Raw genomic sequence first — 26349 nt, 5'->3', positions numbered from 1 at the left:
TTTAGGAGAAAAAGGCGGAAGATGGCTAAACTTTCATAGTTTCATGACCGATAACAGGTATACGGAATGTCTAAATCAGCTGGCAGAGCAAGAAGACGGGCGGTGAATCGGTAACGGCAAGCGAATACGGAAAGCCAGTGACGGGATCCAATGCTTAACAAGGAGGAGTAATCAAAGTGAAACCGACGATTAATCGCATCATGCAGTGGCTGCTCATCGCGGCGCTGGTCGTATCGATGCTGCCGATCGCTCCCTCGAAATCGGAGGCAGCCGATCCTATATACTTTCAGTTCCGGGATTTCAGTACATCATCTACTTCCCCTACGGAAGTAAACTCCAATCAGATCGAGATCGCCGGTACGTTCAACTCGGTAACGAATTTGTCTTACCGCATCGAGAAGATCGTTAACGGGCAGCCTGTCGAAGCTTCCAACAGTTCGACTCAACCGATTATTACGGGCGGCAACTCTTTCCGGTTCGCTGCGGTTACGATCTATGACGGCCTGAACCGGATTACAGTTCTTGGCGTGAACCAGGTCGGAAACGTCGTTTCGGGAGAAGCCTATGTCAACTTCTCCAACGTTCCGGTTATTACCGAAGTCAAGCTTACGGACGGCAGACCTTTATCTTCTTCGGCTCCTGTCGTTACAGCGCGTGCCAATGAGGCGATCTCCGTCAATGCTCCTAACGCCACCAACGTGACGATCAACGGCGTAGAGATGTTCGGAGGCTCGGGCACAACGTTCTTGCTGAATAACCTCGGTTTGAAACGGGGATATAATAAGCTTGTTATTCTGGCGCGAAATGGCACCAAGACATACGAGCTTACCCGTTACCTTGTTTATTTTAACGGATCATTGACGGCGTATGACGTGAACTGGGCGGGAACGGCCATGGATGGGGATCCCGTTTTCAGTACGGCGCCTAACGGCAATGTTACCTCGAAAGTTATTTTGAGGACGAACGCTTCGCCGACTGCAATTCCTCCGGAGTTCAGAGTAGAGCTTGTCGATAGCACCGGTGCGTCATTAACTTCCCCGATTGCAAGCGACGCGAGCTATGATCCGGTTGCGGGTGTCGTCGTGGATGGCGATTTGACGACTTATTCAATTACGACGGATACCGCGTTGAACCTGGGCGGTCTATCTAACGGCAAATACAATTTGAAAATCAGCGATACGAGCGCGAGCGGCACGCCGTTCATTCTGATTCCGTTTACTTATCGGGACGCTGCTTCCCCGTATATTACGGATATTAAGCAGGCTTATGATGTGACGGATAATGGTACTGCCATTACATTTGCATCGTCCGCTTCTTTCCCGAACAATGCCGCAGTGAGCATCGTTCCCTTGTGGCTTTTGCTTGATGTGGCTAATCCTTCGGGAGTTACGGCGACTGTAACTGCAAAACAAAACGGAGTTGCCGTCACGGGCTCCAACTTTGTTTACAGCACGAGGACAGCAAACCCTGGGCAAGTGGCAATCGTGATCAACAAAATGCCGACTGGGACGGTCGAGCTGACGTTTACCGTGACTAACGGAACGTTCACTGACAGCGTTGTTCGTACGATTGTGTTTGTACCGGCGCCGTCCATTCAATTGACCAACGTGTATAACGGACAAATTTTCGAATCGAATGCGCTCCCCGTTATCGAAGGTAAAGTTATCAACTTTAACCTGATCGACGCTGCGGAATTGAATAGCGTCTACATGAAATTGAACGGTCAGAGATATCGTATTAATACGTCAGGCGTAGGGGAGATCTTCACGGCTGTAACCACAGTCGGAGGAGTCAACTATAAACCCGGCGACTTCAGGTTCGATTCTACGGCTGCGATTACTGGCGGTCTCCAGCTTCTGCCGGGCGCTAACGAATTGATTTTCGAAGGGGTCGCGAACGGCGTACCTGTCTCGACGAACTTTACGGTTTACTTCTTCTCGAAGGATAACCCGACGATTCAGAACGTTCGGCCAGTTCCATTCGTCATTGAACCTTCGCTGGATTCGAACATACTGGATATTAAACGCAAATTCAATGACGCTGAAGTCAAGTTTGCTCCGACGGGAGATAAACAATTCACGACCACAGAAAGATCGCTGGATTTATTGTTTGACGTTCAAGCACTTACCAGCGCAGAGATCCAAATCGATGGTAAAAAAGTCGTCACAGCTACGGTAACGGATTCCGGTCCTACCGCGGGAACGATTGAAACCTTCGATTCCGAAATCGGGGATACGGTTAAGCTCTATATCGAAAATCCGAATACGAATTTGGCCGTTACGAGCTATTTGGATCCAGAATACAAATATCGGCTTCGGTTGTCTGAGGTCAAACTGCCGCAATCGGGTTCGACGAATATCACGATTATTGTACGCAAAGGTACGGTATCCGTATCCGAGACATTCACGATCATTCGGGACTTGTCTCCGTTCCAGATTTTGTCGCCGCAGCTACCGAACGAGAGTGTCATCAACTCGAACTTCCTGAAGGTCAGCATCAAGGCCGAGGGAGCGGATTCCGTACTGATCGGTAAGAACGCGATGGTGAAGGACACCGGCGATATTTTCAGATACGAATTGAAAGATCTGAAAGTCGGCAAAAACACGATCAAGTTCGTCGTTCAGCAAGGGACTCAGAAGATTAATGGATCCTTTGTCGTGAACTATGCGGGCGATAGTTCTGTTACAGCACAGTATAAATCCAAGCTTCCGACATCAGGCAAGATTTCATTGTTCAAGGGAGAGCTAGGGCTCACATTCCCTAAAAATACGTTCTTGAGACAGGCGAACCGAAATCCGGGACAAGATGTCAAGACGATCAACTTGTTCGACGCTCAGGAACTGTACTTCGGGATTGCGGACCGGGAAGACGGTCGAACGGTCAAGCGTTATAACGCAGTGGGCGAGGTAGATCTTCAAGGCAACCCGATGGATGGCATTCTCCAGGACATACCGGTCAGGGCGGAAGCAACGGATCGTCTGATTCCGAAAAACAACTTTACGTTTGCTTCCAACTTGTTCTGGGTGGATTCCGGCTACTTCAGGGGCACAGGATTAGTCAATGACTATCAGTTGGTCGATGCTATGCATCCATATGCGACAACGGATAATGGCGACGACGTATTCTACATTCGTTCTTTCTATCCGGATAAGTGGCTTGAACCGTCGCAGCGCGGTACGATTACGATCAAGTATGATTCGAACATCGTAGATGCAATTGCTCGTAACCTGAGCATCTGGCGTTATACGTCTCAAGGCTGGGTTAACGTAGGCGGCACTGTCGACACGAAAAAGAAAACCGTTACTGGCTCTTTTGACGGGTTTGGCTACTATGCGGTTATGTCCTTGCGCTACAGCTTTAGCGATATCGTTGGCCACAGCTATGCTCGTCTGGCGCTGGAAACGATGTTCTCCCGAGGCATTATGCTTAATAAAGACAACAATTCCTTCGGAGTATACGATAACATCACACGGGGCGAGTTCGCTCAAGTCTTGGTGAAGATGCTGGATATTCCGTTGGAGTACGATCCGAACAATATGACGTTCGACGATGTCATTCCGATCGACTTCCCGGATGCGTTGTGGAATTATCGCTACATTGAGACGGCAGTCAAGAAGGGATATATTCGCGGCAGATCGCCCAGGTTGTTCTGGCCTAACGATACGTTGACTCGCGAGGATGCCTCCGTCATGATCGCCAGAGCGCTGAATCTGGTGAAGTCCAATGCGAACATGGATAAGGACAAGGAAGCTCTGCAGAAGCTCTTCACCGATGCGAATACGGTTAGCGTATACTCCGCAAGCGCGGTGCTGGCGATGCAGAAGGCGGGATACATTTCCGGGATTCCGAATAACATTCCAGGCGGGAAGTTGTCTTATCGCTTCGAGCCGAATTCCAACCTGACTCGTGCCGATGCGGCAGTTATCGTGGAACGGATCATGAAGAAGCTTAAGAAGCTATAAAGGATATTGAGGGAGTCGCTTCAGGCGGCTCTCTCTTCTTCTGAGCCAGGTCATGCCATGTTGCAAGTTGGTTCTATAGGAAAAGATTTGACAATGATTTAAAGGAATGTCCAAGCTATACTAGAGTAGCGATTAGGCTTACATAACGAAACGGTTTATTCGCACCGAAAGTGAAGAAAATCTTTGATGAATTTGAAATCGGCCGCAACTTTTCAAGATTCCATGCGTTTAAAGTTGTGGGTCAACGAGAGAGGGACTCAGGAACTAACTCTCGCATTGCTTCTATGAATTTCTGCTTTACGCTGGGCGAGCGTCTCATGTATAATGAGGAAAGTGGCATAATTTACCCTGCCTGTTTTGTGCTTGTTCGGCATTTCATCCGCTAGTTTTCAAGTTTCTGCGACATGTATCTACTTAATAGACATGCCGTCAGACATCAATTATAGACAATGCTCTTCTCAAGGAAGGGGGTGAAAACGCCGATGAGAGATTCGAGCTATAATTTTCACACACAAACACAACAGATATTTTCTCGAGGAGGAGAAAAAAAGGTTATGAAGAAAAGTTTATCTATTCTGCTTTCCTTCGCCCTGGTATTCGGCTTGTTCGCATCCATGGCATCTGCAGCCGACACTGAGTTGACGACTGCACAGAAATACCAAGCACTTGTTGATAAAGGCGTTCTGAAAGGCAACCCTGACGGCGATGCTCGTCTGGGCAACACGCTGAACCGCGCTGAATACGCTACGATCGCTATCGCTATCGCTGGTCTGGCTGAAGAGAAGCCTGCTACGGCAACTTTCTCCGACGTTAACTCCAAGCAATGGTGGTACGGCGCAATCGAAGCTGCTGCTAAAGCAGGTTTGGTTGACGGCGTAGGCGGCGGCAAATTCGATCCTCGCTCCGACGTAACAATCGAGCAAGTGATCAAAGTTGCTGTTCAAGCTGCTGGCGCTACTCCAGTAGAAGGCGCTGAAGTTGAAGGCGCATCTGCTTGGGCTGGTCCTTACATCCAAGCTGCTCTGGACGCTGGTCTGATCGCTGCTGGTCTGGACTACAAAGCATCTGCTACCCGCGGTCAAACGATCGACGTTGGCTATGCAGTATACGAGAAGCTGAACCCGGTTGAACCGGCTAAGGTTTCTGTTACTTCCGCTAAAGCAACTGGCGTTGCAAAAGTAGAAGTTGTTCTGGACAAAGCTGTTGACGCCGAGAAAGCTAAGCTGACGCTGAAGCGTGGTACTGCTACTGTTGCTACCGAAACGAAATGGGCTGATGACAAGAAGTCTGCTACTCTGACTCTTTCCAGCACTAAGATTACTGAGGCGGACTATTCCGTAACGTTGAGTGGATTAGAAGCTGACCAAGTTGAAAATGCTACGGCATCTTTCAAAGGTGAAAAAGAAACGGTAACTAAGCTCGAATTTGCTACGACTAGCGATGAAATCGCGCACTCCAATGCGACTCGCATTCGTTTGAGAGCTGAAAACCAATACGGTGAATTGGCGTCGTTCAACGCTGCTTCTTACACGGTAAACGTTACGAACTACGCTGAACAACTGACGAAAGACAGCGATGGCTATCTGGTAGTTAAGCTGAACACGACTACAGCAACTCCTGCTCCAACACCTGGTTTGACGATGATTCCGATCTATGTTTACTTCAACGACACTCATCTGACGGCTAGCAAAACGTTCAAACTCGGTTTCGCTCCTTTTGTAACGAAAATGGAACTGGGTGAGCTGAAGTACCAAAACGGCAAAACTGCACTGGTTAACACGGGTGACGCTGCGGTTGCAACGGTTAAACTGTTCGACCAATACGGAAACCCAATTTCCAATGATCAAACTTTGGCAACACCAGTGACTTTCAACAATAACATCGTGCCTTATGCACAATATGCTAAAGTTGAAACTGGCGATTTCAACAACGATAATGAATACGATGTTCGTCTGTCTCTGACTGACAAAGAAGACAAAGCATCGACTCATACGTTGACTCTGTACTCCGGTTCCGCTAACGCGAAACTGAACTTCGATATCGGCACATCCAAAGTTGCTACGAAGCTTGAACTTGAACCGTATGACGGCACGCTTGCAAGTGGTGACAGCGGCAAGTTCGTTACGCTGAATGCATATGATGCTAACGGCGATAAGCTGACAGCTCAAGAGATTGTCGACAACACTAAGAATGATCGCATTAAAGTAACTGTATCCGGCGTTACAGGCACAGCTTCTATCGTTAAAATCGGACCTAACAAAGGTAAGATTGCTCTTCCGACGATTAATGCACCTGCTAAGTCCGTAGTATTCGTAACGGCGAGCATTCTGTCGCCAAACGCTAACGATTTCAAAACGCTGCAAATTCCTGTAGCAGATGCTCGTATTCCTGCAAGAGTTGATGTTACTAAGCGGCCACATGCTAAAACAGTACTGGGTACTAGCTCGGACTTCACGATCAAAGTTAAAGACCAATATGGTGATGATTTCGGCAGCACTGCAGCTGCAACGCCATATCAAGTGAAATTGGAGTTTGTAAACCACTATGTTGTAAACTCCGTTGTTTATGACTCTGGTATTCAGGTAACAGGCATTGGCGCTGCGATCACTGGTGCTGTTGGTAAAGATGGTACTAATGAGGCTAAGCCAGGCAATGCTCAAGAAGTAATCGTTCCATCTACTGCTTTCGGAACGTTGAATGACGGCGCAACATTCACAGCTACCAACTCTGTGTTCGGTGAAGGTACTCTTAAAGCTACACTTGAACAGGAAGTTGCTGGTTCTTCTCCAGTGACGTATAGAGCGATTGCTCCAACAGTAGCTGTATCGATCGAGTCGATTGATCCGACTAAAGTTCCGTTGAACTATAGCCTGGAAAACATCTCCTCGTTGTATGCAGCTATTGACAGCGGCTTGTTGACAACTCCTCAAAAAGTTGCGACTGCTGGTGTTGTTGCAAAAACCCTGTCTCTCGTAGTTAAAGACAACGCAGGTAACTCCGTTGCTTACCCTGACTCCATCGCATCTGTAACGGTTGAAAACCCGAACGTTGCTAATGTTGGTACAGCTGGCAGCAAAGGCTATGTAATTGGTAACAAAGCTGGTGAAACGACTGTAACGGCAGTTGTTTACAAAGCGGTTAACAATGAACAAGCAGTTCTGACTGCTAAAGTGACGGTTAAGAATGATCTGGTTGTAATCGATAGCGTATCGGCTAAAGGTAGCAATGATGCTGCTGTAACTGCTGGATCGTACATCTACACTAACATGGATCTGAAAGTTAAAGACCAATATGGTGTTGAGTACGCTGGCGTTAACATCAATGCATACGATGCTCTTACGGGTATTCGTTACTCTGTATCCGAAGTTACGGGTGCTAACGTTTCGATCAATGCATTGACAGGTCAAGTCAATACCTTTACTGTTACATCTGGCGACGGCAAGTATGAGTTTATCGTTACTGCAACTGCTCCTAACGGTAAATCCGCTAGCACGTTGATCCACAACTAATCTTATTGCATTGAAAAGGATGAGGCTAAGCCTCATCCTTTTTCTTATACATATTTGTAATTAGCGCAACTTAGTTGCGCTTTCAGTCGTTTAATAAATAGAGGAAAATAATTCGAGGAGATGTGGGTATGAGGCCGAAGTATAAGATAGTATCATTGATTGCTACGCTTTGTTTACTACTAGGAATATTTCAAAACACGATTTATGCGGAGTCGCCGAAAGACGATTATAAGGTTTTACAACCGACCTCACTCGGGACAGTTAAGCTTAAAGAGAATGTCACGGCTATTGTGAAGAATGTACAAATTATGCCCTCGGATAATCATCAAACAGTTGGCTTAACGGTAACAATTAATAATCAAAGCAATTCGGATATAAATTTAATTGATTATTGGATTCATATTTATACAAAATCAGGCACAAAATTAAACGTGCAAAATACTAATACTAAAACTCTTAAAGTTGCAGCAAAAACAAGTGAAGATCTAAGTTACTATGCCACTGTGGGTAAGGACCTAAATGCTGCTGACTTAATAGTTAAAGTAATACAATGGGATTTCTCGTCATCTTCATATACGCGAGTGCTGGGTGAGATTGCAGTTCCAGCGAGATATAATCCTGTAACCCCATCAGGAGAGGCAAGAGTTGTTACAGCAGATGATGTTAGTGCTACTGTCAGAATAAAGAGTGCTACGATTGGCAAAAGTGAAAGCTATTATCGACCAGATCTGAAGGTTACAATTAAAAATGACGGTAAAAGAACCATTGTTCTTCCAGACTATCAGCTCTACATAATGACCAAGGACAAACTCATGTATCCACTGAGCGTATCCAATCTTAAAGGTACTGTTCTAAATCCTTTAGCTGAACAAGAGTTTCCAATGACAGTAAATATTCCACTTGGAGTAAAAACCGATGGATGGAAACTTGTGATTATGTATCCAATCAATGAAGGTAAGGGACTATTCCCATTAGCACAGTTTGAGCTTCCTCAATCCAATGTAACTGAGGGAGAGGAAATTGGGAAATATTACACATTCATTAATGCAAAAGGTGAGTATTCGATTAAACTTGATTCAATAAATCGCCTACCAATCGATGAAGATGATTTAATCATCGCAAATCTAACAATAGCAAACAGAGGGAAACAAACTCTTCCTATTCCTTCTCTCGCTGGAACCTATTTGTTAAATGAATCTATTGAAAAGTTAGCGACGATAAACCAAAATAATAAGGTGATTGCAATTAAGCCGGGAGCGACTGAAAGCATTCAACTCGTGAGTCGCGTTCCCTATACATTTGATATTGAGAAATTAAAAATAACTATTCAACAAAAGGAAACGGGTGAAAATAAAACTGAAGAGCTCATCGAATTGGTTGCATTTAACCACAAGGGTGCATTTACTCGAATTCCATCTGTAAGACCAGACGATGGCTACAAGATTAATGATATTGGGTCGAGATCAACGGTAAAAGTCACTCGATTTAATCAGTTTGAAGGTACTTCAGCAAATTTAATATCTGCACGACTTGAAGTGACAAACCAGGAAAAACGTCAGTCGCTAATCCAACAACTAGCTGGATATTTTGAAAAAGAAGATGGAACAGTATACCCAGCAAACATTGAGAGTGTACAGGATAAGTTATCTCCGGGTGGCAAGGCAATTGTAAATGCATGGGCGATTGTACCGAAGGAGATTGAGACTGGGGATGTTCGATTAGTAATTGGTAAAGCGTTACTAGAGACATCTGCAGGTTCAGCTAATAATGAGACAACGAACAAAGAAAAGCTTGTTGGTTACGCTCAACCTAGTTCACTGATTTTGCCACAGCTTTTTAAGGCACAGGACAACCTTAAGAATATAGACCTCCAATCTTATGAATTATCCTTTACGAATGTGTCGACTCAAATTGCATTCCAGGAATCACAAGTAACCTTTTTATTTGATTATGTATTGACGCAGGACTTAATCAAAAAATCCAATATGAAGGACCACAAGATTATTATTGAAATTCAGGATGCTAATCCAAAGTCTGTGTTCAAAAAAGAGTTCTCCTTGCCTGTAGGTGAGACTGGCTCTGATAATCAAAGTGCACAACTGCAGCTTGGAGAAAATCATGCAGAAGTCACTTGGAACAATGTCGAACTTACACAGTTGATCACCGCACTTAAGGACTATCAGTTAAACGTATACTATCAGATTACTCCTGGGTATAAGACTCTAATCGCGTCTCAAAAGATTCCGTGGTTAGTAAATAGATCCCTATAAGAATAAGAGCGAGCAGGCTTAAAACCTGCTCGCTCTTATTCTACTCGATAGCCTTCTGAGCTGTTAGATCGTCTAGCCTGCTAGTGATTAATGATTGCTCGACTGTTTGGGCGTTTAATAGGGAGTCGTATAAATCCGAATCGGCTTTTGATTGTTTTGCAAGAGTAGCCAAGTAAAATAAGGCAGCTTCATAGTCATTGTTATCGTCGAATTTTGTATCAATTCTTATTTTTAAGTATTCCTCTGCTTGAGCGTAGTGTCCCAGATAAAAATGGATTTGGCCGATCGTTAAAGCTAAATCAGGAGTAATGCCAAATGTTCTTCCCTGAACTTGAGCATCGGGCAGATTCTCTAATTCTTTAGCCTGTGATTGGATCCGACTTTCAATGTTTAATCCTTCGTTCCAATTGATCAGGGCATCTTCAGGTGTGTTCAGATTTGCAAGGCCTGACTGATAGTATGCACTAGCTAATGCCTCAAATGCAGTTATATCCCATGGTCTTAATAATAATGAATTCTCCATTAAACTAATTGCTTCATCATAATTCTTGTCAAGCATAAGCAGTTGAAACTTACGAGTTGTAAAGAGCTTATACGTGGGTTCGAGGTTTTGTCCATTCTCAAGCATTTCAGAAAAATCGCTTTTGTATTGAGTATTCCCTGTTTGTGAGTAGAGTTGCAAGTATACTTGCAATTTAAGGTCCAGATATTCAGGATGCTTTTGTTTTGAGATCGCTTGATCAAGTGGAGATACAATTTCGTTTAATGGTTTTCCTGAAAGTGCGTTTTCTTTGGCAGTGGCGTACTGTTGCGATCCCGTATAGTACAAAACAGAAAGTATGAAAAAACCGATCGATCCGACTAGTAAAGTTAAGGGATAAATATAATTCTTCATCTTTAAATTCTCTTGAAATTTAAAAGGAGGAAGTTCGTTGCCAGCAAACAGTCCGCCAAGACCAAGGTAAAGAATTGTTCCAATAATGATAAAGCTCATGTTAAAGTCGATAGCACTGTGTAGCAAAAGGGCGGTAACTAAAATGAAAAATCCCAAATAAGGAACTTGGTCTTCCTCAGCTTTACGACGATAAGAACGAATGAAATGATAGAAAGCGCACGCTATAACTACGAATAATGATATAATTCCAATCAAACCCGATTCAACAAGCACCTGTAGGTAAAAACTATGTGCTTCTCGGCTGGTATATGGAGTAGATTGATAAACCTCATACAATGCTTTCCATGCGCCTCCGCCTGCACCGGTTATAGGATAGTCTTTCCATAAGCTAAGGGCATCTTCAAAAAAGGTACCTCTAGTTAGTACACTATTCTGATTGAAATTAATTTGGGCAATCTTTGCTTCGATATTATCCGGGAGAAGTTGACGCAAACCCACATTGCTAAACAACAAACAAACAAGGACTAATCCAAGTGAAAGAACAACAATTGGAATGTACAAGAAGGAATATTTTCCGTCTCCCCACTTCAGGAACTTTTTTTGAATATGTCCTTGTACATACTTGCGAACCAGGATACAGAGCCCTGCACAGACAATGCTAGAAGCAATTAGCACAGTCCAGCCCAAGAAGGCTTGTGCTCCATTGAAGTCTACTTGTAACGCAATTCCTTTATTAAAAATAAAACTTGATATTAGAACTGAGATTACAAAAGCAATAGCAAAATATAATATAAGTAGTATTTGATACAACGGTTTGATAAGAATTAGAACGATAATGAATAGAATCGGGAGCATGACAAATGCGCCTCTAGAACCGGTAAGGATAAATGAAATCATGATAGGAACTAGGGGGATGGAAAAAAATTCGGGTTTTAAGAAATGGCGATTGAAAGTCATTATAATTAAGTTAATAAATAACACTCCTAATAACAGCGCCGCATAGGTGTTAGGGTATTGAAAGACGGAGCTAAGGCGAGCATCTTGGCCTTGATTTAATACAGCATCATTATAAACGTTACTAATGTAACCAGGCTGCTCCGACCAGTTAAAGATTCCTCCGAAAGAAGCATCTCCAAACCAATTGGCAAGGCCGAAAATTATTACGAGATAAGAGATACCCAAAATAATGCTAATTAAAGAGCGTGCGCCACGTGAGCTAGAAGAAACCGTTATAGAGATAAGAAAACAACAGGCATACCCGATTTGAATGAATAACCCAAAAAACGAGTAATGCGAGGAAGCTGCAGTGACCAGCGCAAATGCGTATGCAATAGGTGTTAAAAAGATAAATAAATGAATAACTGAAAGACGTTCTTTATAAAAGCTCTTATTTCGGAAGATCCCCCATACAACAATAGGGAAGATCAGGGAGATGCATATTCCCCATATGTAGATGGGCGCTTCAAAAGAGACTTGCTCTCCGCTGAATAGTCCTTTTTTAAAGGATAAAATCAAAAGAACAAAAAAAAGGGCGAGAAGCACTGATTTATGAATAGGAGTTGGTAGACTTAACAGGTGGTTCCCTTCAGTAGACTTCTTTTTTGCTTTTGCCATTACAGTAATCCCCCATTGGAAATTTAGTCACGTTAAGTTTATCATAGAAGGGAAATTAGGCAAAACAATTCAATACTTTAAAATAGATTTAAGCATGTAAGACTAATAGAAAATGTCGATTAATGTTATAATGTTAAGTATAATGGTCTTACAGAACGTGATTGATGATGTTCAATCGGAGAGAAGGAAGAAATGGTAAACTTTGCACTGGTAGGTTGTGGGTTTATTGCCAATAAGCATTCCGAGGCAATATCGGAAATTGAAGATGCGTGCATTTACGCTGTGTGCGACAAAATTGAACAAAACATGGTACCGTATAAAGAAAAGCATAGTGCACTAACATATAACGACTATGATCTTCTGCTCCAAGATCCAAATGTTCAAGTGGTAAATATATGTACGCCAAGCGGGACACATGCGGCCTTAGCTATAAAGGCGGCAAAAGCAGGCAAACATGTAATTCTTGAAAAACCTATGGCGTTGAACGAGAAGGATGCAAATGATATTATTTTGGCTTGTAGAGCAAACAATGTTAAACTGGCGGTTGTTCATCCTAATAGATTCAGACCTGCTTTAATCGAACTGAAGAAATTACTTGAAAGTGGCGCTTTCGGAACAATTAGTCATATTAATGCAACTGTTCGTTGGAACAGAGATAAAGCCTATTATAGCCAAGCGCCTTGGAGAGGCAGTAGGGCTATGGATGGCGGTGTACTTATGAATCAGGCTATTCATAACCTTGACCTTCTTCTGTGGCTTATGGGGCCAGTAGAGCAGCTCAAAGCATTTACATCGACAAGATACCGTGAAATTGAATGTGAGGACGTCGCTGTTGCAATAGCAACATTTAAGTCAGGCGCTCTAGGAGTTATCGAGGCTGCGACCACAATTTACCCAAAGAACTTGGAGGAATCAATCAGTATTTTTGGCGAAAAGGGGACAGCAGTAATTAGAGGCGTCCATGCAAATGAGTTCGAGCATCTATCCGTAGAAGGATTGTCTGAGGAACAAATTGGTAAAATAAAAAATGCTGCGATGACAACGCAACAAAAGTCAGGACATGCATACATAATCGAGGACATGATAAACTGCATCAGCCAGGATAATGAGCCTCTAGTCGGTGGAGAAGACGGAAAGAACGCTCTTGAATTGGTCCTAGCTATTACGAAAGCTGCTGAAAGTAAGATATAGATAAAATCAATCACAAATTGTATAGGAGAAAATGATCGAGATGAACATTCAATTAATAGACTTGAAGAAGCAATACGAAAGTATAAAAACGGAAATTCACACTGCTGCATTGGGTGTGCTGGACAGTGGAAGCTACATTCTCGGTCCCGATGTACAACGATTTGAAAATGAAATAGCCGAATATTGTGGAACAAAATATGCAATTGGCGTTGCGAATGGAACGGATGCCTTGTTGCTTACTTTGGATGCGTTGGGGATCGGTCCTGGCGATGAGGTTATTACGACGCCGTTTACTTTTTTTGCGACGGCGGAAGTGGTCTCGCAGATGGGAGCAACTCCAGTCTTCATCGACATTGATCCGAAAACTTATAATCTGGACGTTTCGAAGATTGAGCAAGCCATTACGGCGAAAACGAAGGCGATTATTCCTGTACATATTTTCGGGCAGCCAGCAAACATGGATGAGATTCTGTCAATAGCGAGCAAGCATAGCCTACATGTCGTGGAAGACGCTTGCCAAGCGATCGGATCACAGTATAAAGGCCGTCCGATCGGTTCGATGGGCGCTGCCGGTTGCTTCTCGTTCTTCCCTACCAAAAACTTGGGAGGATACGGCGATGGGGGCATTATTGTTACGAATAATGAACAATTGATGAGTCGGCTGCGGATTCTGCGTGCGCATGGAAGCAATCCGAAGTACTATCATTCTATGATCGGCTACAACAGCCGTCTGGATCCGTTGCAAGCAGCCATGCTTTCCGTGAAGTTAAAGTATCTCGATGGGTGGAATGCGAAACGGAAAGAGCTTTCGCTGAAGTATAACGAAGCTTTCCGCGATCTGCCGATCACATGTCCATATGCCGCGGAGGACCGGAAGCACGTTTATCACCTTTATATTATTCAAACCGAATTCCGGAACGAACTTATCAGCCATTTGGAGAAAAACGGGGTTGCTTCAGGAATCTACTATCCGGTCCCGCTACATAGGCAAAATGTTTACTTAGAGCTTGGCTACGAAGAAGGAAGCCTGAAGGAAGCGGAAGAAGCGTCTAACCGAACGATGGCGCTGCCTCTATATCCAGAAATGACTGAGGAAGAGCAGCAATACGTCATAGATACTGTTCGGGACTTTTTTAATAAGAAGGTGAAATCATGAGCGCAGTTTCGACTGAAGAACAACGGATCATTTCTTTGGCCAACCAATTAATGGCGAAGCTAGAGAACAAAACGGCAGTGATCGGCGTAGTTGGACTGGGCTATGTGGGTCTGCCGCTAGCGGTAGAAAAAGCGAAAGCAGGGTTCCGAGTTGTCGGATTCGACGTGCAATCCAGTCGGGTAGATATGGTGAATCAAGGCGTTAACTATATCGGAGACGTGGTAGATTCTGAACTGCAGTCGATCATAAACGACCAGATGCTGAAGGCGACGACGGATTACTCCTTCATTAACGAGGTAGACGCAGTTGCTATCTGCGTACCAACGCCGTTAGATGGCTACCAGCAACCTGATACGAGCTATGTCGAGTCGTCCACGGAAGCGATCATGAAGCATCTCAAGCCGGGTATGCTCGTGGTTCTGGAAAGCACAACTTATCCGGGAACCACTGAAGAGATCGTTAAGCCTATCCTCGAGAATTCAGGGCTGAAGTGCGGTGTGGATTTCTTCTTGGCGTACTCTCCTGAACGCGTAGATCCGGGTAATAAGCACTTTAATACGAAAAATACGCCTAAAGTCGTCGGAGGCATTACAAAGCTCTGTACGGATGTCGCAGCGGCAATGTACGGCGCGGTGCTTGAAGGCGCCATTCATAAGGTTTCAAGCCCTGCCGTTGCGGAGATGGAGAAAATCTACGAGAACACGTTCCGACATATCAATATCGCTCTGGCGAACGAGATGGCGATCCTGTGTAACCGGATGGGAATCGATGTATGGGAAGTAATCGATGCTGCTAAAACGAAGCCTTACGGCTTCATGGCTTTTTATCCGGGTCCGGGACTTGGGGGGCATTGTATCCCGATCGATCCGTTTTACTTAACATGGAAAGCACGCGAATATAATTACCATACAAGGCTGATCGAGCTATCTGGGGAAATTAACAATGCAATGCCGGAGTATGTGGTTGAGAAAGTAAGCCATATTCTCAATATGGATAAAAAATCCGTAAATGGTTCGAAGATAATTATCGTTGGGGTGGCGTATAAGAAGGATATTGATGATTATCGAGAATCCCCCGTACTGAAGATCATAGAACTTCTTGAGCGCAAAGGTGCGGAATTCGTTGTCTTTGATCCGTATGTGAAGAGCTTTAAGCATAACAATAAAGTTTACGAGACAGTAAGTAGGGTCTTCGAAGATTATGCTTCTGCAGACCTAACGCTTATTACAACAGATCACTCCAATGTGGATTATGAGTCGATATTGCGCAATTCAAAAAAGATTCTAGACACACGAAATGCGATGAAGAACTTATCACCTGGTACCGACAACTATTTCCGTCTGTAGAAAGGAATTGACATGAAGAAAATCGTTACAGTAGTCGGAGCTCGTCCTCAATTTATTAAAGTTGCGCCCGTCTCACGAGTATTAAGACAGGAATATCATGAAATAATCATAAATACAGGTCAACACTATGATTCGAATATGGCAGATGTTTTTTTTCAGCAATTAAACATCCCATTGCCGGATTACAATTTGGGCGTAGGCTCGGCTACTCACGGAAAACAAACTGGGCAAATGCTGCAGAAGATCGAATCCCTGCTAAACGATGAAAAGCCGGAGGCGGTCTTAGTATATGGCGATACGAATTCAACGCTTGCTGGGGCGCTTGCAGCGTCTAAGATGCATATTCCAATCATTCACGTGGAAGCCGGACTTAGAAGTTATAACAAAAAAATGCCAGAAGAAACCAATCGTGTTCTGACGGATCATATATCAACGTTACTTTTCGCTCCTACGGATACCGCGGTGTCTAACCTTTCCAAGGAAGGGATTGTGGATGGAGTTTATCAAGTGGGCGATGTGATGTATGATGCGATGATCTACAATATCGAACTGGCGCAACAACACTATAAAGTCCAGGATTTTGGATTGAAATCGAAGCAGTATTATTTATCGACGATTCATCGAGCTGAAAATACGGACAACAGGGATGTGTTGAAGAATATATTGTTGGCATTATCAACTTTGAACGTCGACGTTATCCTTCCGCTTCATCCTCGAACAAGAGCAAAAATGATCGAATACGGCTTGGGGGATATTCTGGAATCATCAAATCTTCGTGTAATAGAGCCTATATCTTATTTAGAAATGATTTTTTTGGAAAAGAATGCGAAAGGAATCATTACAGATTCGGGAGGCGTTCAAAAAGAAGCGTACTTCTTGCAGGTTCCGTGTTATACATTAAGGACGGAGACGGAGTGGGTTGAAACGGTTAATTGCGGATGGAATCAATTACTCCCTCCAGACACTCCGGACCTTGCACATGCCATATCAAAAGAATTTGATCGTCCATATATCCCAAATCTATTCGGTGAAGGGAGAGCCTCGCAAAAGATAGTAAGTAATATTCATACGCTTTGGTGAAGATTAAATTATGTCTACTGAGGTAAATCAGTATCAACAGCCACTATCAATGAAGGTGATTCGGACCGACAATGATAGTGGTTTTTTTCATAGCCGGTGCTGGAGTGAGAGAGTCAGTGTCAGATAAATCATTCGGTTTGGCACGGCTCGATCGAATGGAGAATCGTGGCTCATAACAAGTTTGTAGGTAGCTAAAATTTTAATCATGATAGCCCAATGTTTGATTTAAGTCATGTCCACCTAGACTTCTAAAAATCTCATCAACTTTTTCACTCCAATATGCCTTCCATTCCGTTCTTTTGCCCGATGAGGTAATGGTTTCTGTTGATTTAATCGCCTCGATATCCTCAGCATTCAAGAGAGAACCATTTCCCGTAGTAAATTTCGCAATTTCCCCGATTGCTTGCTTTTTTTTGAAATCTCCGTTATCGCCAACGATATCTTCATAACGAACGGTTAATACATCGTTTTCATAAAGCCACCCGAGCATCGGTTTAGATAAGTCAAAAAAAATACTGCCGTCAAACTCTGCGAATAATTCCATCTGCCGACGCTTGTCATCTAATGAGCCCCAGTCTTTTTCTATTGCGGATCCGAAACCATTCTTGGCTGAATATCTCATGAATGATACAAAACAATCCCGTATATCACGAATTAGAAAAATATTTTTAAAACCGGACGAGATAGAAAACACCTCCGGGTCAGCAGGCAAGTGGGAAAGCACATACTCGCCACTTCTCACCAAGTGGATGTAATCCAACAAATTAATTACTTTGTTTTTTTGCGCCAAGTTTTTAAGAATATAGCTTTTATGATCAAATCGTAAATCGGCAAACCCCCACTTTGCGGCGTGGATCCCTGAATCTTCAAACCTTAAACGTTTTAAGATTTCTCCCATCATGTAGGTACCGGCTTTGGGAATCGAAAGAACTAATACTTTATCGGTCCATTCAACATGAGTGGAGTTAAAATAGGTTTTTTTATCCGCTCCGATATATATAGGGAAGTTACTTCCGGCAAGTGCTGAAATCGACTCGTAAATCGTATTTAATTCAGAAAGTTTATTGCGGGCCTGGTACAATTCATTTGAAATCTCCTCTTTCTCGAGAAACAGGCTATTATATTTATCATTACGAATTAAAGTGAAACCAAGTTTGTGGAAAAGTCTTTGTATCATAGAAAAAACCAACTCCTGATTTGAGAGTTTGTTGTCCTTAATGATTAGGCTAAACCATATTCGTTCTTTCCAAATAATTGATAATGATTTCTACTGATTCTTCAACAGTTAACCTATCCGTTTCAATAGTCAGTTCCGGGTTTATAGGTTCTTCATAAGGAGCACTTATCCCTGTGAACTCTTTAATGATTCCCTCGCGGGCTTTTTTATACAGACCCTTAGGATCGCGATTTTCACACTCATGAATACTGCATTTTACGTAAATCTCGATAAATTCATTTTCTTCAAAGTTGATTCTTACCATTTCGCGGTCTTTTCGATATGGCGAAATGAATGCCGATAATGTCATCAAACCTGCATCAACCATTAGCTTTGATACTTCGCCTATTCGGCGGATGTTTTCTGTACGATCTTGGGGACTGAATCCAAGATTTTTGTTTATACCATGACGTACATTGTCTCCATCCAAGACATAAGTGTGAATACCTCTTTGATAGAGTGCAGCCTCAACTGCAACGGATAAGGTAGATTTTCCGGCGCCGGATAAACCGGTGAACCATAACACGGCACTTTTATGCCCTTTTATGGATTGGCGATTTTTTTTAGTTATTTGCCCTTCATGCCAAGAAATATTTGTTGACCTCACCATACCACCCCATCATTAAACGTAAATCTATAAGTTGCAAAGTTCCATTATACTACCGTCACTGGGCGTAAAATCAACATCACTATCAATAAAAATTCGGAACCATAATTCTACATTTAACAACATCCATATCAAAAGAGGTTGATTACCTGAATTAATCAATCTTTTTAATTCCTCCGGATTGAAAAGCCCTCTTTTCGTTGAACGTTCATCAAGCAAAATGTTCTCAAGTAGTTCTTTATCGTTTCTCATCCAAAATTCAATCGGCGTAGGAAAACCTTTTTTATCTTTTCTACTTATAATCTCTTTGGGGATAATACCCTTTACAGCCTTCTTCAAGATATACTTTGGTTCATCATGCTTTACTTTAATATCCAATGGAATGGTTGCGGCTAACTCGACAATTCTGTGGTCCAATAGCGGAACCCTGGATTCAAGCGAGACTGCCATACTAGTGCGATCCTCGACGTGCAGCAAAGCTGGCAAATAGCTCTTCAAATCATGATATAGCATCTTATTGAAAGTACTAAGATCCTGCTTTTTATTTATATACTTAAGGAAAGTTTGCTTACTGTCATAGGAGACGATTCGCTCTTTGAACTTGTTCGAGATTACGGGGTGCGTGCGATCGATGCGGGTATTGATTTGGGCCCAAATATCATTAAAAGTTAAATGGACTGAAACTTGATTTTTCAATGTATTTCTCAGTTTTTGAATCGTTCTTTTTATTCCGTGTTGATTGATGTTATTCCGCAGTATTCTCAATCTAGAGATGATTTTGGGCGCTAATTTTTGACTTTTTAGCCCGGAAGAGACGTAATAACGGTTATAACCCCCGAATAATTCATCTCCACCTTGTCCTCCCAAAATAACACGGACATGGTTACTTGCTTTCTCACTGACCAAAAATTGCGGTATCATGCCCGGTCCGGCACAAGGCTCGTCCATATGCCATATTAACCTCGGCAAAACCGTTCTATAATATCCTTCTTCCGGGCTAACCTCGATATAATTCGTACTCGCAAAATTAGCAACGATCTTAGCATATTTGGTTTCATCAAAGTATTTTGACTCATTAAATTTCCCGGTGAACGTCATCATGTGATTGGTTGTTTGATTCGATGACAAGCAGCTCACTGTACTGGAATCCAAGCCGCCGCTTAAGTGACAGCCAATTTGGACGTCACTTCGTAATTGCAACCTTATTGAATCCGTAAGAAGGTTCTTTAACTCAATAATGTAATCCTTTTCCGATTTATTCTTTATTGTATAATCGACGTCCCAATATTCCGATATTGTAAGTCCTTTATGAAGATTAAGAGTACCAAAATGACCTGGAAGAAGTTTATTAATTCCATGAAAGAAAGTCTTCTCATCCGGAATGTACATATAATGAAGATAATCCGAAATTGCCTCGTAATTAGGTTCCCGCGGAATAGAAGCATCGGCAATAATCGCTTTAATCTCGGATGCGAATATAAAACGAGAGTTATCAAAATAATAGTAGAAGGGTTTAATTCCGATGCGATCCCTTGCAAAAAATAACTCCTTGGTCTTGGAATCCCAAACTGCAAAGGCAAACATGCCGTTCAGATCTTGTAAGCATGCAGAACCCTTTTGTAAAAATAACTGCAATAATACTTCAGTATCGGATTTCGTAATAAAAGTATGTCCATCTGCAATAAGACGATGTCTTAATTCGACATGGTTATAAATTTCACCGTTAAATGCAATGGTATAACGGCCATCAACCGTTGTCATAGGCTGATGGCCGTTCTCTAGATCAATAATACTTAATCTTCTGAAACCTAATCCAAAATTATGATCCGTATATATTCCGGAATCATTCGGTCCCCGATGAGTCAGTACATCTCTCATTTTAATTAAGTTATTTTCGTCTATTGGGTTTCTGGTAATATCGTATATCCCAACAATTCCGCACATGATTATATTTAACCTCATTTATCAGAATTGTCACTTTGACTTTTAATGGGAGGACTAGAATTTCGACAGGACTCGCTTGATTCCCTCTGCCAAAGTCACTTCCGGGACTACACCCAAAAGGTTTTTCATCTTATCCAACTTTGGCCTTTTGATCAGCGTCATCTTGTTTGGCAATTCTATGAAATTCGCATATTCCTCCAGATTAACGTTCAGTTCCGTTGCAACTAATTTTGCTAGGTCTTCAGTTTTAACAAACTCATCCGACCCGATATTTATAATTTCGAATTGTTCAACATAAATTACTTTTTCAAGCGCTCTTACAGCGTCATCCAGATGGAACCAAGCCCTTTCGCTACCAACATGTACTTCGATTTGTTTGCGATTGGACAAGCCTTCAATAAACCGGATCATTGCCGAACGATGATCTCCTCGCGTCTCATCTTCATGGTAAAACATGAAGGGACGTACAGCTACCGCTTTTAATCCATTATTCAGTGCTTCATATTGCACTAGTTTTTCTCCGAGGTATTTCGTTAAACCATATCGATTATTAGGTTGAGGTACCGTAGTATCTTCGTCCAAATATCCTTGAATATTGCCATATACTTCGGAAGTTGAGAAATAAACCAACTTGGAGTCAAACTTTTTGCATAATTGGATGACATTATTTACGCCCACAAGGTTTGTCTCTACAGCTAAACCGCTGCTAGCTTCGCAAGTTACACGACTAACCATTGCAGCTAATAAATAAACAACATCGGGTTTTTCTTTCATAAATACTTCCATCAAATCAATTGCAATATTAATATCCGCTTGGTAATAATCTGTTCTCCAGCCCGGAATAATATCACACTCAATTACATGATGGTTTTGTTTGCGAAGGTGTTTTACTAATTCTTTCCCGATATTACCTTCCGAACCGATTGCCAAAATTTTCATAATAAATTCCCTCCGAAATTAATTTATGCCCGTACTATATTTATGTAAGCTTTATAAAACTGCCACAAGTAATATAGGGGTCTTCCAATTTTTCTTATTAGGTACTCTGAGATAGTGTTACATGTTTTTCCCATTTTATCAACAAAAGATCGAGTACGATCGTCTTGATGCTGCAGCGAAATGGAGTTATGCAGACACTTGCAAACAATCTCATTAGCAAATCTCTTGTATGTGTATTTGCCGCTTAGAACAATGTCGGAATAGGCTCTTTCAGTGATTTCATTTCGTTTCTTGCCATTTTTAATTATGCCTATAACTTCTTCTAAATTGCTATAATCTCTTTTTAATTCAACGAAATGTAAACCTGGTTTAAGGATATCATTGTAGTGACCTTCAAGAAGCACTTGACATGTCTTCGTTAAACATGCTTCCAAATGTCTAGGCGAGATTGCAAATAAATTCAAATTTCCATCGAGACCTGGGAAGCAATGCGCCTCTAACTCCGAATAACTTGCATTCGGGTTTTTCAATAAAAAATCTTCAGTCTTCTTTCTGATGTCGCCAGTAGGATCCAAGATACTGGCTCCACCTTCTACACCTATCGTAAACCTACATTTTAATAAAAATTCTAACCACTTATCCCCGTAAATTGTGTCCTTTTCCTCATTGGATATGTCGGAGTGAAGTCCGTTTGAATCGCAAACTTGCTTGAAAACTTCGCCAATCTTAACTTTAGTTAATCCATGTTTACCCAGCCAAGGGGGTGCCCTCCAGGCCCTGTAACCGATATCGACTTCTCTCTCTTGAATCTTCTTTTGTAAAGTATGAACCTTATCGACGGTCTTGTCGTCAATATATCCAGTAAGCACTTGTTCAATCTTTACGTTTTCAAAATCTACATTATTGTAGATTTTTTTCCATTCGGACACAGGAGAGACGGTGAATATGAAATCGATACTGAAACGATTGATCAGAACATTTAGGCAGTCCGTGTATACGAATTCATCCTGAGGTAGGATAGCCTTTATCGCACTAGACTTACTAAAAAAGACCAATTTGCTCATTAGTTTCTCAAAACGCCGTGAATTCCATCTGGCACCAAGAAAAGTTGTATGGAAGATAATTAAATCGAATTTGACTTTTTTTAAGTACCAAGGGATCTTTAATACAAACAATGCGTTTAGGTAATAGATTTGGTGGTTGGTATAATTCTCAAAAGAATACAAGTGTTCATTAATCGAGTTGCGAACAGGATAATGTAAACTACGGTAAATAATTAATATGTTGTAGGACAATGGTTCATCCCCTAGCTACCTATATTTACTATATAGAGTTACATTATTGATAGTATAACATTATTAATAGTATAACGTATTGATTCTACCCGTTATTAGCAGTACATGTCAATTAAACATGTTTGTAAAAGAATATTCATAGTAAATCATTGGTTATAGGCTTTCCGTTGCCCTTAGTCTATCGTAAACTAAATACAGCCTTTAACTATTAGGTGTAATTGCTTGATAGATTACCGGAATAAGATTAATATGAAGGGCGACTGACGATCCTTCTTCCCAGATTCAAGATATTCAAAAAGGTGGGCTCTATTCATTATGTCATTATACTCGATTCTCCAGTGGATCTACTTGGGTTGGATTGATATTAAGGGGCGATATAGGAGAACTGTACTTGGCCCATTTTGGCTTGTTGCAACGACTTTTTTGTCGATTGCAATGATGGGTGTGATCTATAGCACAATATTTAAAGTGGAAATTAATGAATTTATTCCTTATATTGCCGCCGGTATAGTTGCATGGTACTTTATAAGTGGGGTCATTATGGAATCTTGTAATGGCTTAATCTCTAATAAGTTTCTGTTACTGTCCAAGCCAATACCCATTTTTTTGATTAATATGCGTATTTTATCGCGTCATGTGATTATATTCTTCCATAATATGATTGTTTTAATTCTATGCCTGCTTTATTTTGGTCGGCTTCAAGATGTATTAATTTTTCCGACTATTCTTGGCATTATTTTTAATTGTGCAATTGTTATCGCGCTAGGCATCTTTTTATCTTTGATTTGCGCTAGATTCAGAGACATTGTGCAGGTCATAACATCGTTAATCAACATTCTTTTCTTGATAACCCCAATCGTATGGAATAAAAAAGTTCTTGAATCGAGGGATTTCTTAGCTGAGTGGAATCTATTTTCACATCTTGTTGACTTAATAAGGTCTCCCCTGCTAGGTCAAATACCGTCTATCGAATCGTACACGATTTCATTTGCTTTTTTTGTGTTTATCGCACTCCTGGCCTATATTTCTTCAAGAAAACTACGAAACTTTATGTATTGGTTGTGATCTTATGGCAAGTATTACACTTGAGAATGCCGGCATTGATTTTCCAGTCGGGTTAATGGAATCCGGAAACTTACGCTCATGGATTGTTTCTAGATTCAACTCGGAAAAGCAAAAACAATCCAAGTTAACTTTCGAAGCGTTGAGCCCCATTAATGCGAGTTTCCACGATGGTGAAAGAATTGGCCTTATTGGTTCGAACGGCGCAGGAAAAACAACGTTTCTAAAAATGCTGGCGGGAGTTTATTTGCCTACGAGGGGGAACATATACAAAGAGGGAAATACATCGACCTTATTTGATCTTTATCTTGGCATGGATGATGAGGCCAGTGGGTATGAAAACATTCGGATTGCTAGTTCTGTGCTGGGGTTTAAGCAAAAAGAGATAAGTCATGTGGTTAAAGATGTAGAGCAATTTACGGAATTGGGCGAGGCATTATACCGACCGCTCAGGACTTATTCAGCGGGAATGCGGGTCCGATTAGCATTCTGCATTGCGACTTCGATTGATACGGATATCATGCTGATTGATGAAATCATCGGAGTAGGGGATAACCATTTTTTGGAGAAGGCAAAACAAAGAATGCTGAATAAAGTAGGCCAAACAAAAATGCTTTTTCTAGCTTCCCATGCGTACTTTGTTCTAAAGGACTTTTGCCATAAGGGTTTGGTGTTCAGCAAAGGAAAAATCGTATATGAAGGCAACATCGATGAGGCGATTGATTATTATGATCGGAATAAGCATGTCCTTTAGATTAAGCATGCAATCATTAACTATAAGCGTGGTGTACTATGAACATCCTTTTGCTTTGTAATTATGATCCATATAATGCTGCAATGGTATCAGATCATATTAACGCATTTTACAATTTTTCAATGCACAACATTTTTGTATACACAAATATGGTTAAAAATGGCGGAAATCTCGACGAAGAATTGGAGTTGGATCAATTTGACGCGGTTATCGTCCATTATTCCATTTTTCTATCCGGGGATGCATACGCTTCCCAAAAGACCAGATATCGGTTGAAGAAATATAAAGGAATCAAAGCTGTATTTATTCAGGATGAGTACCGCTCAATCCAAAGAACGATAGATTCCCTAAATCAAATTGAAGCGGATATTCTTTTTACCTGTGTACCAGAAAAGCATATAGAAGATGTCTACCCAACCAACCTATTGCCAAAGCTAAAGAAAATTCAAGTTTTGACAGGATACATTAACGAAGACTTGCTTATCTATCCTCCAAGAAGGCTTTCCAAACGGAAATTTGACATTAGCTACCGCGGCAGAAAATATCCGGCTTGGCACGGACGAATGGGGCGTGAAAAGTGGATCATTGGCGAGCGATTTAATGACGAGGCGAAAAAATACGGGCTTAGAACTAATATCAGTTCGGATGAGAATGATCGCTTATATGGATCCCAATGGATTGAACTAATTCGAAATTCGAAAGCCGTATTGGGTGTGGAGAGCGGAGCGAGTATATTTGATTTTACGGGCGAAGTTTCAGCTAGAGTAGAAACTTATGTCGCTTTGACTAAGAAGGCAGTCAAAAAAAATGAAGAGCATCACTATGAACAACTCAAAAAGAAGTTCTTTGAAAACATAGAGGACGTTTACGATTTATCGCAGATCTCTCCAAGAGTACTTGAAGCTATCTCCCTACGTACTGCATGCGTATTGTACAAAGGGGACTACTCGGGATTATTGACTCCCTGGCGCCATTATATTCCGTTAGAGAAAGATCACAGCAATATGGATCAAGTCATTGCATGTTTAAAGGACGATGAGCGGTTAGCTGAAATCATTGCAAATGCGTACGCAGAAGTCGCGCTTAATCCTAGCAATAGCTATAAGAGCTTTATAAAGAATTTTGATGAGATAATTGAAGAGCACTTTTTTCATAATATGGAATTTGTTAAGGATAATTATGTTGAGAGTGAAGTGACTAAAGGGATTACAGAGGTTTCTGCGGCTTTACAAACACATCGTAATTCAGAGCCTGACCCTAAAGAATTTAATAAGAAGTTTCCGTTTTTTTATGTAAAAAATCCGCATGCATTTCTTATTCCAAAGCGATATTCCTTAATAAGGATACTTTGGTCGAAGCTGCCCTATAAAATTAAGATGCGGCTAAAGAAGGTTGTTTTTAAGTGAAAATAAACGATCATCCAACTTATAATAATGTTAACCAACGGGTACACAACGATGAAACCTGAGGTTTGGATCATCAATCAATATACCGTAACTCCCGAATATC

General features: G+C 41.7%; 16 protein-coding genes. 10 read left to right on the top strand and 6 right to left on the bottom strand.

The features are described from left to right. Positions 1–176: 176 nt before the first annotated feature. The 3 genes from B0G52_RS22250 (at position 177) to B0G52_RS22240 (ending at position 9741) form a co-directional block, all read left to right on the top strand. Positions 177–3962 carry an S-layer homology domain-containing protein gene (locus B0G52_RS22250; protein WP_094047589.1) on the top strand — a complete coding sequence of 1262 codons (3786 nt, stop codon included), beginning with the start codon at positions 177–179 and terminating at the stop codon, positions 3960–3962. 482 nt (positions 3963–4444) lie between these two features. Beyond that, a complete protein-coding gene (locus B0G52_RS22245; protein WP_158223825.1) occupies positions 4445–7471 on the top strand; it encodes an S-layer homology domain-containing protein in 3027 nt (1008 codons plus the stop codon). A 128-nt stretch (positions 7472–7599) separates the two neighbouring features. Further along, entirely contained in the window at positions 7600–9741 is a 2142-nt protein-coding gene (locus B0G52_RS22240) for a hypothetical protein (protein WP_094047587.1), read from the top strand. Positions 9742–9781: 40 nt separating this feature from the next. Here B0G52_RS22240 and B0G52_RS22235 read toward each other — a convergent pair whose 3' ends face one another. Continuing rightward, positions 9782–12250: an O-antigen ligase family protein gene (locus B0G52_RS22235; RefSeq protein ID WP_094047586.1), complete on the bottom strand. Its 2469-nt coding sequence runs from the start codon at positions 12248–12250 to the stop codon at positions 9782–9784. A gap of 192 nt (positions 12251–12442) precedes the next feature. Between B0G52_RS22235 and B0G52_RS22230 the strand changes: the two genes are divergently transcribed. The 4 genes from B0G52_RS22230 to wecB are packed head-to-tail and all read left to right on the top strand — an operon-like array spanning position 12443 to position 17023. Next, the gene (locus B0G52_RS22230) at positions 12443–13441 is read left to right on the top strand and encodes a Gfo/Idh/MocA family protein (RefSeq protein WP_094047585.1); all 999 of its coding nucleotides are present in this window, start codon (positions 12443–12445) and stop codon (positions 13439–13441) included. Between the two features lie 40 nt (positions 13442–13481). Then, the gene (locus tag B0G52_RS22225) at positions 13482–14597 is read left to right on the top strand and encodes a DegT/DnrJ/EryC1/StrS family aminotransferase (RefSeq protein WP_094047645.1); all 1116 of its coding nucleotides are present in this window, start codon (positions 13482–13484) and stop codon (positions 14595–14597) included. A 29-nt stretch (positions 14598–14626) separates the two neighbouring features. Next, entirely contained in the window at positions 14627–15943 is a 1317-nt protein-coding gene (locus tag B0G52_RS22220) for a nucleotide sugar dehydrogenase (RefSeq protein ID WP_198960706.1), read from the top strand. A gap of 12 nt (positions 15944–15955) precedes the next feature. Continuing rightward, positions 15956–17023 carry a non-hydrolyzing UDP-N-acetylglucosamine 2-epimerase gene (wecB, locus tag B0G52_RS22215; protein ID WP_094047583.1) on the top strand — a complete coding sequence of 356 codons (1068 nt, stop codon included), beginning with the start codon at positions 15956–15958 and terminating at the stop codon, positions 17021–17023. Positions 17024–17222: 199 nt separating this feature from the next. Here wecB and B0G52_RS22210 read toward each other — a convergent pair whose 3' ends face one another. The 5 genes from B0G52_RS22210 to B0G52_RS22190 are packed head-to-tail and all read right to left on the bottom strand — an operon-like array spanning position 17223 to position 23024. Beyond that, the gene (locus B0G52_RS22210) at positions 17223–18200 is read right to left on the bottom strand and encodes a sulfotransferase domain-containing protein (RefSeq protein ID WP_094047582.1); all 978 of its coding nucleotides are present in this window, start codon (positions 18198–18200) and stop codon (positions 17223–17225) included. A 49-nt stretch (positions 18201–18249) separates the two neighbouring features. Beyond that, on the bottom strand, positions 18250–18849 hold the full coding sequence (gene cysC / locus B0G52_RS22205) for an adenylyl-sulfate kinase (RefSeq protein ID WP_094047581.1): 600 nt from the start codon (positions 18847–18849) through the stop codon (positions 18250–18252). Positions 18850–18873: 24 nt separating this feature from the next. Then, the gene (gene asnB, locus B0G52_RS22200) at positions 18874–20790 is read right to left on the bottom strand and encodes an asparagine synthase (glutamine-hydrolyzing) (RefSeq protein WP_158223824.1); all 1917 of its coding nucleotides are present in this window, start codon (positions 20788–20790) and stop codon (positions 18874–18876) included. Positions 20791–20844: 54 nt separating this feature from the next. After that, a complete protein-coding gene (locus B0G52_RS22195; protein WP_198960703.1) occupies positions 20845–21729 on the bottom strand; it encodes an NAD-dependent epimerase/dehydratase family protein in 885 nt (294 codons plus the stop codon). A 23-nt stretch (positions 21730–21752) separates the two neighbouring features. After that, on the bottom strand, positions 21753–23024 hold the full coding sequence (locus B0G52_RS22190; protein ID WP_094047578.1) for a hypothetical protein: 1272 nt from the start codon (positions 23022–23024) through the stop codon (positions 21753–21755). Positions 23025–23339: 315 nt separating this feature from the next. Here B0G52_RS22190 and B0G52_RS36685 point away from each other — a divergent pair, with 315 nt between their 5' ends. From B0G52_RS36685 to B0G52_RS22175, 3 genes are read left to right on the top strand one after another with little or no spacing between them, the layout of a single operon-like run. Next, positions 23340–24089 carry an ABC transporter permease gene (locus B0G52_RS36685; protein ID WP_094047577.1) on the top strand — a complete coding sequence of 250 codons (750 nt, stop codon included), beginning with the start codon at positions 23340–23342 and terminating at the stop codon, positions 24087–24089. Between the two features lie 4 nt (positions 24090–24093). Next, positions 24094–24840, top strand: coding sequence for an ABC transporter ATP-binding protein (locus B0G52_RS22180; protein WP_094047576.1), 747 nt, complete (start codon positions 24094–24096; stop codon positions 24838–24840). Positions 24841–24878: 38 nt separating this feature from the next. Beyond that, positions 24879–26246, top strand: coding sequence for a hypothetical protein (locus tag B0G52_RS22175; RefSeq protein WP_094047575.1), 1368 nt, complete (start codon positions 24879–24881; stop codon positions 26244–26246). Positions 26247–26349: the final 103 nt, after the last annotated feature.

Source organism: Cohnella sp. SGD-V74 (genome assembly GCF_003001675.1).
Taxonomy (GTDB): Bacteria; Bacillota; Bacilli; order Paenibacillales; family Paenibacillaceae; genus Cohnella.
This window is presented reverse-complemented; position numbering and strand designations above follow the sequence as displayed.

Excerpts from the sequence above, each read along its gene's own strand:
- B0G52_RS22245 (WP_158223825.1), top strand. The coding sequence starts at position 4,445 with ATGAGAGATTCGAGCTATAATTTTCACACACAAACACAACAGATATTT.
- B0G52_RS22240 (WP_094047587.1), top strand. The coding sequence starts at position 7,600 with ATGAGGCCGAAGTATAAGATAGTATCATTGATTGCTACGCTTTGTTTA.
- B0G52_RS22235 (WP_094047586.1), bottom strand. The coding sequence starts at position 12,250 with ATGGCAAAAGCAAAAAAGAAGTCTACTGAAGGGAACCACCTGTTAAGT.
- B0G52_RS22230 (WP_094047585.1), top strand. The coding sequence starts at position 12,443 with ATGGTAAACTTTGCACTGGTAGGTTGTGGGTTTATTGCCAATAAGCAT.
- B0G52_RS22225 (WP_094047645.1), top strand. The coding sequence starts at position 13,482 with ATGAACATTCAATTAATAGACTTGAAGAAGCAATACGAAAGTATAAAA.
- wecB (WP_094047583.1), top strand. The coding sequence starts at position 15,956 with ATGAAGAAAATCGTTACAGTAGTCGGAGCTCGTCCTCAATTTATTAAA.
- B0G52_RS22210 (WP_094047582.1), bottom strand. The coding sequence starts at position 18,200 with ATGATACAAAGACTTTTCCACAAACTTGGTTTCACTTTAATTCGTAAT.
- cysC (WP_094047581.1), bottom strand. The coding sequence starts at position 18,849 with ATGGTGAGGTCAACAAATATTTCTTGGCATGAAGGGCAAATAACTAAA.
- asnB (WP_158223824.1), bottom strand. The coding sequence starts at position 20,790 with ATGTGCGGAATTGTTGGGATATACGATATTACCAGAAACCCAATAGAC.
- B0G52_RS22195 (WP_198960703.1), bottom strand. The coding sequence starts at position 21,729 with ATGAAAATTTTGGCAATCGGTTCGGAAGGTAATATCGGGAAAGAATTA.
- B0G52_RS36685 (WP_094047577.1), top strand. The coding sequence starts at position 23,340 with ATGTCATTATACTCGATTCTCCAGTGGATCTACTTGGGTTGGATTGAT.
- B0G52_RS22180 (WP_094047576.1), top strand. The coding sequence starts at position 24,094 with ATGGCAAGTATTACACTTGAGAATGCCGGCATTGATTTTCCAGTCGGG.
- B0G52_RS22175 (WP_094047575.1), top strand. The coding sequence starts at position 24,879 with ATGAACATCCTTTTGCTTTGTAATTATGATCCATATAATGCTGCAATG.